This is a genomic window from Enorma phocaeensis, from assembly GCF_900186505.1.
GTDB classification, from domain to species: Bacteria; Actinomycetota; Coriobacteriia; order Coriobacteriales; family Coriobacteriaceae; genus Enorma; species Enorma phocaeensis.
The window spans coordinates 502,861-515,821 of the sequence record NZ_LT891968.1; the positions used below are offsets into that span (position 1 = coordinate 502,861).

Here is a 12,961-nt window from a genome sequence, read left to right on the forward strand (position 1 = left end):
AGGACCCGAGGCTATTCGTGCGACTCAGCGGCTCGGTCGGCGAAGCGATAGCCCACGCCGCGGACCGTCTCGATGCATCCCGAACGGTCGCCGAGCTTCTGACGGAGCGTCTGCACGTGCACGTCCACGGTGCGCGAGCCGCCGTCGAAGTCCCAGCCCCATACGCTCTGGAGCAGCGCTTCTCGGCTAAAAACCACGCCAGGCTTGCGCATAAGGTACTCGAGCAGGTCGAATTCGCGCAGAGTGAGCTTGACGGGCTTGCCGTCGACCGTCACCTCGCGATGGCTCGGCGACAGCACGATGCCGCCGTAGGAGAGGATGTCGCTCGTCTTTTTGGTCATGCCGCCGCGACGTAGGAGCGCACGGCAACGGCTGGTAAGCTCCATCAGGCTGAACGGCTTGGTGAGATAGTCGTCTGCGCCGCCGTCGAGCGCTACGACCTTATCGAGCTCGGTATCCTTGGCGGTGAGCATCATGATGGGCACCGTGGCGGTCTCTTGGTCGGCACGCAGGCGGCGAAGGATCTCCAAGCCGTCGGTGTCCGGCAGCATGATGTCGAGCAGGACGGCATCGGGCACGCGGCGCGCCACAGCGGCCTTGAACTCGCTATCGCACGAAAAACCCTCGGCCTCGATGCCCTGCTGGTGCAGAGCGTAGAGCGTGAGCCCGCGGATGTTGTCGTCATCTTCGACGTAGTAGATCACGGCTTGTTTCACTCCAACCAGGATGCCGGCATCGCTTGGATGCACCCCATCATACACCGGGCACCTTGAGAACCTGGGCAGGGGCCCGGCGGTGGCGCATCCCCTTGATTCCAATATGCCGCTTCTATAGTACGCGTCAAGGTTCAATAAGGCGAAAGGACTTTGTCAAGGCGATGTAAAGCCGCCGTTTGCACCCGTCATCTTTGCTACCGAATGGTTTCCGCAGGCGGCAAGAGGTCTCCACGGGAAGCCCTGCGATCGCATCGAGCCGCAAAGCCGCCGCACCAAGCCGCTGCGCCACGGCGGGGCACACGGACCTCTACGCGGGGATGACGATGGTGAAGACCGTGCGCTCAGGAGACGAGGCGCAATCGATGGTGCCGCCATGCGCAGCCACGATTTCCTTTGCGATGGCAAGTCCCAGCCCCGCTCCGCCACGGTCCGTCGCTCGAGCGGCATCGAGCCTATAGAACTTCTCAAAGATCACCTGCAACTTCGGAGCAGGGATGGGGTCGCCGTGGTTCTCGAATCGGATGACGATGGTCTGCTCGTTGCGCTCGGCGGAAACGGTGATGGTGGACCCCTCGTAGCTGTAGGCGATGGCGTTCTTCATGACGTTATTGAACACGCGCGCCATCTTATCGCCGTCGATAAGCGCGGTGAGTCCGTCGGGAACCTCGATGTCGGCGCGCTTCTGCTGCTCTTCGAGCGCCGGGTAGAACTCATCAGCCACCTGCTCGAGCATGAACTTGAGGTCAACGTATCCCCGCGTCAAGACGATGTCATGGAAGTCGAAACGCGTGATGTCGAAGAACTCTTCGATGAGCGCATCGAGTCGGTGCGCCTTGTCGAGCGCGATGCCCAGGAAACGAGCGCGCTGCTCGGTAGGGAGGTCCGGCGCCTCGTCCAGAAGCGAGAGGTAGCCCACCACGCTCGCGAGGGGCGTCTTGAGATCGTGCGCAAGGTAGGTCACGAGGTCGTCCTTGCGGCGCGCCTCGTCGCGCAGGGCCTGCCGCGCCAGGCGCTGACGCTCGCGCACCCGGTTGATGGCGCTTTCGACCTCCAGGAAATCCCCGTCCAGCTGGGTCCAATCGTCGGGATGATCGATGAGGCGCCCCACGATATGCTCGGCGATAGCGTCGTCTGCCCGCTCTTGCCCGCGCTCATAACCCAGCTTGTACATCGCGCGTCCGGCAAAGAAGGAAGCACACACCGCGACGCCAAAGAGGAAGCCGCAGAACATGAAGAGGTAATCGAGCTCCACGAACACGCGGCCGGCGACGCTCTGGTTGATGAACTCGCCTAATAGAACGACCGCGAGCCACGAGACGCCGCCGAGCACCACGCAGCGGCGGACATTCATGAAACGATCGATCAGCAAGAACCCTGCAAAGAGAAGCGCAAGGAACACGATGAGGTTGTCGAGGCCAACGATGACCAGAAGCAGCAGCACGAGCACGATCGTCGAGGCAACACGGCTGTCGGCGAGCGAGCGCAAGCGCTCGACAAGAGCATCGTTGCCCTGCTGGGCGATTGGAGTGACGAACGGCGCGGCAGGATAGGTGGGTACGGAGGCGGGGCCGGATGGGGAAGCCATGCCAGGCGAAGCGGTGAAGCCAGGAGCGCCGCCTGCAGCGGACGAGGCGGCAGAGGCGCCGCAAGCGGCGGGGTCGGGAGCGGCCGAGGATGCCGGGGGCGTGCTGCCCTGCGGAGAACACGGCGCGCTCGCAGGGCCATTTGCACCCGTCACACCCGCTTGCCCACCATACGAGGCATGCCCCGCTTGCGCAGCACCTTGCTGAGGCACCGGCGGCTCGCCCGGAACATGCGGCAAGCCCGTGTACGGATTCACCGGTGCATGCTGTGCGCGCCTTCCCGCAACATCATCGATCTTCACGCTCGTCGCTCCCCATGCGCCCAGCGCGTACGCCAAGCGTTCTCAAAACGTTCCATTTGCTTAAAGTATAGGGAACGAATTACCCGACATAACAGGGAAGAAAAACTTAAAGTTGCGAGATGGCGAGCATCGCCCGCTCCCGTCGTCGTGCATACGTGCCGACAGCAGGGTTCGTCCCAAAGCTTCGTATGGGGTTGCGGCGACTGCCCCCGCGACCTATACGCGATAACCGTCCGCATCCTCGCAGACGTCGTCCTACCCCTCGATCGTGTACCCCACGCCCCAGATGTTCTTGATGAAGCGCGGATTCGCCGCGTCGTCGCCGATCTTCTCGCGCAGGTGACGGATGTGCACCATCACGGTGTTGTTGGAACTCGCCATGAACTCCTCGTTCCACACCGCACGGAACAGGTCCTCCACCGGCACCACGCGTCCTTGGTTCTCGGCGAGGTACAGCAAGATGGAATACTCGAGCGGCGTGCAGCGCACCGGCTTGCCATCGACCGTCACGGAATGCGCATCTGGGTTGATCTCGAGCCCCTTGATTGAGATGATCGAGGGACCATCCTCTTTCTCGCGACTCCCGTAGCTGGTATAACGACGCAGCTGGGCCTTCACGCGGGCAACAAGCTCAAGCGGGCGGAAGGGCTTGACCACGTAGTCGTCGGCGCCGAGGCTCAGGCCTTCGATCTTGTCTGTCTGCGAATCGCGCGCGGTGAGCATGATCACGGGATAGGTATGCTCGGCGCGAATGGTGCTCAGCAGCTCGAACCCGTCGATGTCAGGCAGCATGATGTCGAGTACCGCAAGGTCGAATGTCTGGCCGAGAATCGCGCGGGCGGCGTCCGCTCCGTTGTAGGCAAGCGTGACATCGTAACCCTCGTTGCGCAGGTAAATGCCAACCAGGTCGGCTATGGTCTTCTCGTCGTCGACGACGAGGATACGAGGCTCCACATGTGCTCCTTTCCCCGTTTCATTATGCCCGCGATACAGCTGCTCACTATTCATTCAGCTCGTATTAAGGAAGAGTTCACTATTGGTTGGCGTATGGCGGCCGCCCCCGTCCGCACGGCCGCACGCTATAATCTGCTCAGGTATCCACCATCCAAATCGCACCACCATCGCACCTGGAGGTACCCTGTGCCCACCAGCCCCACGCTTTCCCATCGCGCTGCACGGAGCGCGGTGCGGCTCATCCTTATTGCATCATTAGCCTTGACAGCGACACTCATGCCGCCTGCGCCCGCCACGGCCGAGACGCTCGGCTCGGATGTCGTCTGCTCGCAAACCGCCGATGAACGCGGCCTTGCCGCCGAGGACCTGCCCGACATCTCCGCGCGCAACGCCATCGTCGTGCGCAGCGACGGCGAGGTCTACTTCGAACGCGACGCCGATGCGCAGGTGAAAATCGCCTCGACCACGAAGGTCATGACGGCGATCGTCGCGCTCGAGCACGCGAGCCTCGATACCGTGATCACCGTCGACCACGCCGCCGCCACGGTGGGCGAATCAACCGCGCACCTGCGCGAAGGCGACACGCTGACGCTCGGGACCGCGCTCAAGGCCCTGCTCATGCCCTCGGGCAACGACGCGGCGATGGCTATCGCGCGCTCGATCGGGGCGATCATCGACCCCGCCAGCGCAGATCCGTATGCCACCTTCATCCAGGCGATGAACGACAAGGCCGCTGAGCTGGGCATGGGAGCGGTCTTCACCAACCCGCACGGCCTCGATTTCGGCGCATGGGAAAACGACGCGATGCACGCCTCGGCGCGCGATGTGGCAACCATGTTCGCCCACGCCATGCAAAACGACGACTTCCGCGAGATCTCGGCGAGCACCGACAACGTGATCACCGTCACCGGCTCGGACGGCGCCGAGCGCCAGATCGAGCTGCTTGAACGCAACGAGATCCTGGGGCAGCAGGGAAACATCGGAGGCAAGACCGGAGGCACCTACGAGGCGCTCTCGTGCTTCGTCGGGGCGTTCTCGCGCGATGGAGACGAGATCTACACCGTCGTACTCGGTTGCGAAGACAGCGACATCCGCTGGGCGGATACGCTCGCCCTCGCCAACTGGTACTACGCCCACATGCATACCGCGCCCGTCTTGAACAGCGAGCGCACCACGGCAGAAGGCGAGCTGCTCGTCGCCCGCGCCTCCGCCGTCGACTGGACCGATAAGACGATCGACATCGTAGCAGACGATCCAGAAGCAACCGTGCGCTTCTTCGACCTGGAAGGTGATCTCGCTCTTGATGTAGAGCTAGAAACGTTCGACGGGGATGTCGAGCTCGGCGCGGAGGCGGGCACGCTCACCCTCATCCAAGGGGATGAGACCCTAGCCACGATCGACCTTGTCACAGCCGAAAGCATCCAGGCGCCGAGTCTGCTCGAGTGGGGCCTGATCCAGCTCGATCGATTCGTGCGCCTCTTCACCGGCGAACCCGCCACCGCGCCGAGCGAGATCTTCGCCACCGTACCCGAAGTGTAGGGCGGACACGGCACAGGGCGGACTCGCGGGGTCTTCGCACGCCAATCATGCTAGACGAGCCGGCTAATCCGCCGCGCCTAGGAACTGCACGAAACGGCGCGGAAGCGGGACCCTAGCGAAGCCCCTTCTCGATGCGGAACAGCTCCTCGACGCGCTCCCCTGCTTCGTCTGGCATAACGAAGCACGTACCCATCGCGGGCGAATCGCCGTACTTCCCGTGGTAATCGCTTCCGCCGGTCACGAACAGGCCAAAGCGGCCGGCAAGCTCGAACGCACGCGCCGTGTCCTGTGGACCATGGTCCGGATGGAAGGCCTCGATACCCATGAGGCCGGCTTCGACCAGCTCCGGCACAGCGTCCCACGAGTCCATCTGGCCGGGATGCGCCAGCACGGGCACGCCGCCCTGCTCACGGACCGCCCGCACGGCGCCTGCAGCCACCGGCGAGGCGATGTCGTGGGCCGCCACCCCGTCGCCCTTGAAAAGGCACTGGTAGCAGAAGCGGTAATCACGATCGGTCTGCGGCCGGCGCGTGAGGGCTTCCATAATGTGCTGCTTGTAGACGCCCTTGCTCTCGCCCGCAACAGCAACGACCTCATCGAGCGAGACGGTGTGACCCGAGAACTCCGCGCCCGCGCACTTCAGCACCCAAGCCTGCCATAGGGAGTTCGCCGTACGGTCGAACAGCGTCTGGGCAACTAAGCGCTCGAGCGGCCCGGAGCCATCCGGCGTGGCCTCGAGACCGAAGGCCAGGATGTGCACCTTGCGGCCGGTTGCAGGATTGTGTGCCGAAACCTCGGTCCCCGCCAACACGGGAAAACCCAGCTCACGCGAACGCTCGCGTACATACGAGAGCTGCGCCAAGGTATCGTGGTCGGTAATGGCGATTCGCGCGAGCCCGGCGGCGCGCGCTTCGGCAATTAGTTCGTCGACGGTCTTGGAGCCGTCGGAAAAGACGGAATGGGAATGCAGGTCCCACGCGCCCTCGACCGAACGGGATGCCTTGATCCGGGAAATGCTTTCCGCAGAAGCCCGCGCGCACTGGACGAGCTTCTGCGCCGTCTCCTCGGCAGCAAGTTGTATTGCCTTGGCGGCCTTGCGCTCTGCCTTGCGGCGCACCTTCTCTGCGGCCTTTGCACGCGCGCGCGACTCCTTCTTGCTCTGCTTGATGCGAGCCTCGTCATCACGCGCACCGCTCTTGCCCTTGACCTTCTTAGCCATCGCGCCTCCCCGAAACGAATCTTGCTCCCATGGTAGCAGGCAGGAAGGATGCGAGCGCGCCTCTCAGCCGAAAAGACGGACGGCGTTGTCCCACGCGGCACGCGCGACAGCTGCAGGCTCCTCGCCCGTGCGGGCGGCGCGATCGCGGCTGAGCGCGTCCACCGTGAACGCAATCATCGCCGGCTCGCACTCGAGACCGCGAATGGGATCGGGTGCCATGTAGGGACAATCTGTCTCGAAGAGGATACGGTCCGCCGGACAGGCGGCGAAGGCCTCGCGGATGGGCTCGTTGCGCTTGAAGGTCGCCGCGCCTCCAAAGGCGATGTAGCAGCCCAGCTCCACGAAACGTTCCATCGTGGGACGGTCCTCGGTAAAGCAATGCAGTACGCATCCCGCGGCGGGAACGCCCACCTCGCGCAGGACCCGATAGGCATCTGCATGGGCCTCGCGCTCACTGTCGCCGGCGTCGTTGCGCAGATGGAGTTCAACGGGCAGTCCTCGCTCCATCGCAAGGGCGAGTTGGCGCTCCATGCATGCGATCTGAACATCATGCGGGGCCGCCTCAATCTGATCGTCCGCATCGAAATGGTAATCGAGCCCGATCTCGCCGATACCGATGCACCGAGGATCCTGCAACGCCGTCTGGAGACGGGCATGAACCGCGTCATCGTAAGCCGGCGCACCGTAAGGGTGAACACCCACCAGATAACGTACCTTGTCGGGCAGTGTGAGCGCAGCCTTCGGCGGCATGGCTTGGTGCGGCGCACCATCACGAGCACCCGCTGGCACCGCCCGCATATCCGCCAATTCCCCAGCGCCACATGCTACGACGAGCATCTCACGCGCAGAAGCGAGCACGCTATCGAGCTGCATCCGGAACTCCGCCGGCTCGAGCTTATCGCCAACCGGATCATACAGCGTCACGAGCCGCTCGATGCCCGCGAGCGCCGCGCGGGCAACCGCTTCGGCGGGATCTTTGCTCCAGAAGCAGGTGAGGTGTGCATGGGTGTCGGCAACAGGCGCCGATATCAGCGGTGGAATATAGGTCGTCACCTTGGATTTCTTCTTTTTTCTGTATACAAGCGCAAGGGAATCGTCCAAGCAGGCATGCTGCGAAGACTTCCCGTCCACTGGATCCGTTTCCATATCGCAAGCCTCCTGCCCGCCTCAGCCAACCTCGCACCCCACCAGCATGCCCCAATGCGCGCCGCGCGAGCGACGTCGCAGCTTTCCGTAGCGCCAATCGAGGACGATCAGCGAAAATAACCGCATCGATAAAAGTTCGTCCCTCTTGGCGGTGGTTAATTGCGAAACTCCAAAATAGCCTCTTGCATGGCACTCATTCTACCAGCGCATTCGTCTCTGCACGTGGGGGGCAGCGCCCCTCAGTCCGCTAGCACCTCGGCAAGTCGGATGAAGTCCTCCACGGAAAGGGTCTCTGCGCGCGCCGCTGGCGCGATCCCCGTTGCAGCGAATGCGGCGTCTAGCTCATCCTTTCCGAACCCGTTAGCGGACATCGAATTGCGAATCGTCTTGCGGCGCTGCGCGAACGCAGCCTCTACCACACGCGCTACCTGGGCAAACTGCGCATCCGCGACAAGCGGCTCATCGTAGCGATCGATGCGAACCACGGCAGAGTCCACGTGCGGAGCCGGCATGAAGCAGCGCGGCGGCACCTCGAAGCGGCCCGTTACCCGCCCATGCAGCGCAAGCTTCACCGTGTAAGCCCCGTATTCCTTAGTGCTAGGCACGGCCCCGATGCGGTCCGCGACCTCCTTCTGCACCATGACGACCGCCCGCCGAATCGAGGGCATCCGATCGAAGAATGACAAAATGATCGTCGCGGCAACGTTGTACGGCAGGTTCGCGACGAGCAGCTCCGGTTCGCCGCCCAAAGCCTCCACGATCCGCTCGTAGGGCACCTTAAGCGCGTCACCCATCACGTAGGAGAAGTTGGCGTGCTCGGCGGCATGCTCGGCAAGCACCGGCTCGAGCTCTGCGTCCATCTCGATGGAGGCGACATGCGCCGCCTCCTGCACGAGCGCGAGCGTGAGCGTGCCGATGCCCGGCCCCACTTCGAGCACGCGCTCCGTGCCGGTAAGCTCAGACTGGGCGCAAATGCGCTCGATAACATGGTTGTCCACCAAGAAGTTCTGGCCCAAGCGATGCTTGGTCGCGAGCCCGAACTCCTCGAGCAGAGCGCGCGTCGCGGTAAGGTTCGCCAGCGGGGATGTCGTCATGGCCTATTCGTCCGTCAGACGCGGGAAGAGCGGCTGGCCCTTCTCGACCGGCGCGCCGCCTTCGAGCCCTCCCCACGCGCAAGCGGCGGCAAGGTCCGCCGTCGGCGCCGTATCCAGCGAGAGCCGGCGACGTACCTCCGCGGAGATACTCGGCATGAAGGGATCGTAGAGCTCGGTGGCGATACGGATGACCTCGAGCAGGCTCCAGATCACATGCGCGAGCTCGTCGGACTGCGCGGGATCCTTCGCGAGCGCCCAAGGAGCCTTGTCCTCGATGTAATGGTTCGCCGCGGAGACGATGCCGAGCACCTCGCTCACAGCCCCGCCAAAGTCCATGGCCTCCATGCGCGCGGCATAGCGCTCGAACACACCTGCGCACGCATCGTGCAGCGCCGTGGCGCGCTCGAAGTCCGCAGGGCGCACGGGCGCGCAGCCGTCGAAATACTTGGCGCTCATGTTGAGCGTGCGCGACACGAGGTTACCCCAGCTGTTGGCGAGATCGGCGTTGTACACCTGGCGCATGCGGCCCCAGCTGATGGGTGAATCCGCACCGTGCACCACGTCGGTCATGAAGTAGTAGCGGTACGCGTCGACCCCGAGCAGGTCGACAACCTCCTGCGGCGCGATCACGTTACCGCGGCTCTTGCTCATCTTCTCGATCTTACCGGTCTCCTCGTTGCGAACGGTGAGGAAGCCATGCACGAAGACCTTCTCGGGCAGCGGCAGGCCAGCCGCCATGAGCAGCGCCGGCCAGATAACGCAGTGGAAGCGGATGATGTCCTTGCCCACTACGTGCACCTGGGCGGGCCAGCGGAAGGCGAGCGTTTGGGCCGCCTCTTCACCCTCGGCGCCGTAGCCCACGGCAGAAAGATAGTTGATGAGGGCGTCGACCCACACATAGGCGACGTGTCTCTCGTCAAACGGGAACGGCACGCCCCAATCGAAGGTCGAGCGGCTGATGGAGAGGTCCTTGAGGCCACCCTTCACGAAGGAAATCACCTCGTTCCGGCGGGTCTCAGGCTGGATGAAGTCGGGGTGCGCCTCGTAGAAGTCGAGCAGCGGCTGCTCGAATGCAGAGAGCTTGAAGAACCAGCTCTCCTCTTGAATGCGCTCGAGCGGGCGATCGCAATCAGGGCAAAGCGGGTGCTCGGGGTCGGCGGGCGCCTCGCCGGCAGCGACGCGCTCCTCCTCGTGATGACGTACCTGCGTCTCGGTGAAGTAGGTCTCGTCCGGACGGCAATACCAACCGTCATAGGCATCCGTGTAGATGTAGCCGCGGTCGAGGAGCTCCTTGAGGAACTTCTGCACGCCGGCAGTATGGCGCGGCTGGGTGGTGCGGATGAAGTCGTCGTTCGAGATCTCGAGCTCGCGCCACAGGTCCGTGAAGGCAGGCTCCATGGAGTCGCACCATGCCTGCGGAGATTCGAAGCCGTTCTTCTCGGCAGCTTCTGCCACCTTCTCGCCGTGCTCGTCCATGCCGGTGAGGAACTTCACGTCATAGCCGCACGAACGACGGAACCGCGCCTGCACGTCGGCGAGGACCGTGCAATAGGCAGTCCCCAGATGGGGCTTGGCGTTCACGTAGTAGATGGGCGTGGTGATGTAGTACGAAGGCTTCGTGTGCTCCATGCTTGAGATCCCCTCCGGTGGTTGTTGCACTCGACCTCCCATTCTATCGCATGAACCCCGATGTATGCCGCGCTTCCCTTGGCAAGTGCAGACCAATCAAGTGCGATGCGCGCAACGAGCCTCCGCTTCCCCCTACAAAAACGGGGCAATGCGGCGCAATCACCGCTCGCTCACGATCATTGTGAAGCGCATGCCCCCTTGATGAAGCGTACGACCCCTTGGACCGAACCGAGCGCGCCGTCCCGAGATGGTCACTCAGCCTGAAGCTCGACCACCATAGCGTAGACCTCGCGGCGGCGGCGCGAGTAGCGTTGTGAAAGCCGCTTTGCGATCGAGGATGCCGACTCACCGTCTGCCAGCGCGCGCTCTATGTCTGCACGGAGCGCCGCATCCAGGTCGGAAACGCCCGCCCCTGGAGCTCCCGCAGCGCCCGGCATGAGAACCGCCAGCTCGGCGAGCTCGCCCGCTGTAGGCGGCGCGACCACGAGCACGATCTCGCCTCGAACCTCGTCACGGGTCTCAAGCTCCTCGAGCACTTCTGCCGCCGTGCCGCGGATCACCTCTTCGTGCAGCTTGGTGAGCTCGCGGCACAGCGCCACCTCACGCGAAGGGTATGCCTCGGCGAGCGATGCGACCGTCGCCGTCACACGGTGCGGGGACTCGTAGAAAAGAAGCGCTCCCGGTACAGCGGCCAACTGAGCCAAGCGCCGCGCGCGCTCGCCCGCCTTGCGCGGCAGAAACCCCTCGAAGAAGAAATGCTCGCACGGAATGCCCGACGCCACGAGCGCGGTGATGCAAGCGGTCGGCCCCGGCACGACCTCGACGGCGATACCCGCCGCGCGCGCCGCGTCGACAAGCACCTGCCCGGGATCCGAGACGCCCGGCATGCCCGCATCTGAAGCGAAAGCCAGCGTGTCTCCCGCCGTCATGCGTTCAACAAGGCCCGCGGCCCGGCCCGCAATCACGTTCTCGTCGCAGCGCACAAGCGGTTTCTGCACTCCGGCGTGCGCGAGGAGCTTGCCCGTCACACGAGTATCCTCGCAGCACACCGCATCAGCGCGACGAAACGCCTCGATGGCGCGAGGCGACAGGTCACCGAGATTGCCGATCGGCGTACCGACCACGATGAGGCGGCCGGCGCTTGTTGCGTGCTGGACCCCCATGGCGCCTAATCGAGCATCGCGCGCTCGAGCGTGCCGAGCGCCGCGCGCGCATCCCAAGCGGCGATGCGCTTCTCGGTCTTCCACGTTTGGAAGAACCAGCCGCGTGCCTCGGCGAACGAAGCCATCTGGTTCGAGATGAACACGCGCTCATAGGCGGAACGGCCCTCGGGCGTGATGGAGACGTTGGTGAACACCGCGGCTCCGGACCACTCGCCCACGATGACCGGGAACCCGGCCGAACGCGCCTCGTGGATGAGGCGGCGGTTGCGTGCAAGCGCTGCCGAAAGCCCGTGCGGCGTGGTGATGTCGAGCGCCATCTCATCGCGATAGTGGTAAAGATGCACGTCCATGCACACGTTCTTATAGCGAGAGCTGCTCATGAAGCGCTTCCACGCCTTGGGGTGGCCCGAAGCGGAGAACACGATCATCTTGTCCTCGTTCATGTGCATGCGCACCAACCCGTAGGCATCGCGGTAGAAGTTCCTGAGATAGTGGCTCGGAATGCCCTCCGTCACAGTGAAGACGTTCTTGCGGACGCTCATGATGGGAGAGTCGAGCAGCTCGATGCCCATGAGGTTGGCGTTCGTACCATAGCGCGCAGCAAGACGCTCGAGCACGTTCAACGCGATGTGCCTGCCGTTGGTTGAAGAATGCCAATCGACGGTTGACTCAGGCGTGCTGCGGGAATCGTTCGAATCCCCCTGGCCACCGGGAACCGTGGCAAGGTCGAGCAGGACCTTCATATCGTATTTGCGCGCCCATTCGAATGCACGATCGATGTAGTCGACCACCGGGATATGGACCTCGGAATCCTGCTGCGCGCCGAAGGTGTACCACGGCACCGGCAAACGCACCGCGTTCAGACCAATCGCCGACATGCGGCGGAAGTCGTCCTCGGTGATAAAGGTCTCATAGTGCTCGCGAATGCGGTCGCTGTACGTAGCCGCGCCAAGCGCCACCTGAAGCTCGCTTTCGTTTGAAGCGCCCGTCGCTGCGAAAAGCGATGGCGAGACCCACGGCTCGGGGATGAACCATCCAGACAGATTGACGCCGCGGATGCGATCCGCTGCGCCTCTCACTCGTCCTACCTTGGCATCCCTATTCATGCCCGCACGCTCCCTACGCCTCGCTCGTCAGTTGCAATCACTCGATGGTTACCTGAGTATAGGCTATGTACCCTACCACATTGACCCGAGCATGCAATTATCCCGCCGGGGATTTGCGCACCACATCGATGCATCCGACGATGCACCCAACACCAAGGCCGTTGGCCCTCCGTTTCATGCGATTTTCAAACCCGTCAAAATGGCCGCTTGACGCCCCGCCGCAATTTGGTATAGTTATCGAGCCGTTAGTTGCTAACGCACCCGGTCAGATAGCTCAGTTGGTAGAGCAGAGGACTGAAAATCCTCGTGTCGGGGGTTCGACTCCCTCTCTGACCACCATCGATTACTCAAGCCCGCCTCGTGTGGGCTTTTTTAATGCGTTCTCCACAACCGCCGCCACGCCTTCCCGCATGCCCTGCGCGCTCTTCTCACGCCTTCCCATCTCGATCTCGCGTATCGCGCGTCTTTCTACCACCAATCCTCGCTACAGCAGTGGCATTCACGCATGTT

Annotated in this window: 10 protein-coding genes and 1 tRNA gene; 2 read left to right on the forward strand and 9 right to left on the reverse strand. The window is 63.4% G+C overall.

The annotated features are described in order from the left end of the window. Positions 1 to 11: 11 nt before the first annotated feature. From C1717_RS02640 to C1717_RS02650, 3 genes are all read right to left on the reverse strand, one after another. On the reverse strand, positions 12 to 704 hold the full coding sequence (locus C1717_RS02640) for a response regulator transcription factor (RefSeq protein WP_102371772.1): 693 nt from the start codon (positions 702 to 704) through the stop codon (positions 12 to 14). Positions 705 to 1,023: 319 nt separating this feature from the next. After that, the gene (locus C1717_RS02645; protein ID WP_245859370.1) at positions 1,024 to 2,601 is read right to left on the reverse strand and encodes a sensor histidine kinase; all 1,578 of its coding nucleotides are present in this window, start codon (positions 2,599 to 2,601) and stop codon (positions 1,024 to 1,026) included. Positions 2,602 to 2,856: 255 nt separating this feature from the next. Beyond that, positions 2,857 to 3,555, reverse strand: coding sequence for a response regulator transcription factor (locus tag C1717_RS02650; protein WP_102371687.1), 699 nt, complete (start codon positions 3,553 to 3,555; stop codon positions 2,857 to 2,859). A gap of 276 nt (positions 3,556 to 3,831) precedes the next feature. On the opposite strand from C1717_RS02650, the gene C1717_RS02655 reads away from it, so the two are divergent. Then, complete coding sequence (locus C1717_RS02655) at positions 3,832 to 5,094, forward strand: D-alanyl-D-alanine carboxypeptidase family protein (RefSeq protein ID WP_102371688.1); 1,263 nt, start codon at positions 3,832 to 3,834, stop codon at positions 5,092 to 5,094. 112 nt (positions 5,095 to 5,206) lie between these two features. On the opposite strand, the gene C1717_RS02660 is transcribed toward C1717_RS02655, so the two are convergent. The 6 genes from C1717_RS02660 to C1717_RS02685 form a co-directional block, all read right to left on the reverse strand. After that, positions 5,207 to 6,313 (reverse strand): PHP domain-containing protein, encoded by a 1,107-nt coding sequence (locus C1717_RS02660; RefSeq protein WP_102371689.1) that lies wholly within the window; start codon positions 6,311 to 6,313, stop codon positions 5,207 to 5,209. A 63-nt stretch (positions 6,314 to 6,376) separates the two neighbouring features. Then, a complete protein-coding gene (locus C1717_RS02665; protein ID WP_102371690.1) occupies positions 6,377 to 7,459 on the reverse strand; it encodes a TatD family hydrolase in 1,083 nt (360 codons plus the stop codon). Between the two features lie 239 nt (positions 7,460 to 7,698). Next, positions 7,699 to 8,553, reverse strand: coding sequence for a 16S rRNA (adenine(1518)-N(6)/adenine(1519)-N(6))-dimethyltransferase RsmA (rsmA, locus tag C1717_RS02670; protein WP_102371691.1), 855 nt, complete (start codon positions 8,551 to 8,553; stop codon positions 7,699 to 7,701). A 3-nt stretch (positions 8,554 to 8,556) separates the two neighbouring features. Then, a complete protein-coding gene (gene metG, locus C1717_RS02675; protein WP_102371692.1) occupies positions 8,557 to 10,182 on the reverse strand; it encodes a methionine--tRNA ligase in 1,626 nt (541 codons plus the stop codon). A gap of 251 nt (positions 10,183 to 10,433) precedes the next feature. Continuing rightward, the gene (rsmI, locus tag C1717_RS02680; protein WP_102371693.1) at positions 10,434 to 11,345 is read right to left on the reverse strand and encodes a 16S rRNA (cytidine(1402)-2'-O)-methyltransferase; all 912 of its coding nucleotides are present in this window, start codon (positions 11,343 to 11,345) and stop codon (positions 10,434 to 10,436) included. A 5-nt stretch (positions 11,346 to 11,350) separates the two neighbouring features. Beyond that, positions 11,351 to 12,451: a glycoside hydrolase family 5 protein gene (locus C1717_RS02685; RefSeq protein ID WP_102371694.1), complete on the reverse strand. Its 1,101-nt coding sequence runs from the start codon at positions 12,449 to 12,451 to the stop codon at positions 11,351 to 11,353. 263 nt (positions 12,452 to 12,714) lie between these two features. Between C1717_RS02685 and C1717_RS02690 the strand changes: the two genes are divergently transcribed. Then, positions 12,715 to 12,790 (forward strand) — tRNA-Phe (locus tag C1717_RS02690). Positions 12,791 to 12,961 lie beyond the last annotated feature (171 nt).

Bases quoted from the DNA above. Each gene is read 5' to 3' on its own strand.
- C1717_RS02685 (WP_102371694.1), bottom strand. From the start codon at position 12,451: ATGAATAGGGATGCCAAGGTAGGACGAGTGAGAGGCGCAGCGGATCGC.
- metG (WP_102371692.1), bottom strand. From the start codon at position 10,182: ATGGAGCACACGAAGCCTTCGTACTACATCACCACGCCCATCTACTAC.
- C1717_RS02655 (WP_102371688.1), top strand. From the start codon at position 3,832: ATGCCGCCTGCGCCCGCCACGGCCGAGACGCTCGGCTCGGATGTCGTC.
- C1717_RS02665 (WP_102371690.1), bottom strand. From the start codon at position 7,459: ATGGAAACGGATCCAGTGGACGGGAAGTCTTCGCAGCATGCCTGCTTG.
- rsmA (WP_102371691.1), bottom strand. From the start codon at position 8,553: ATGACGACATCCCCGCTGGCGAACCTTACCGCGACGCGCGCTCTGCTC.
- C1717_RS02660 (WP_102371689.1), bottom strand. From the start codon at position 6,313: ATGGCTAAGAAGGTCAAGGGCAAGAGCGGTGCGCGTGATGACGAGGCT.
- rsmI (WP_102371693.1), bottom strand. From the start codon at position 11,345: ATGGGGGTCCAGCACGCAACAAGCGCCGGCCGCCTCATCGTGGTCGGT.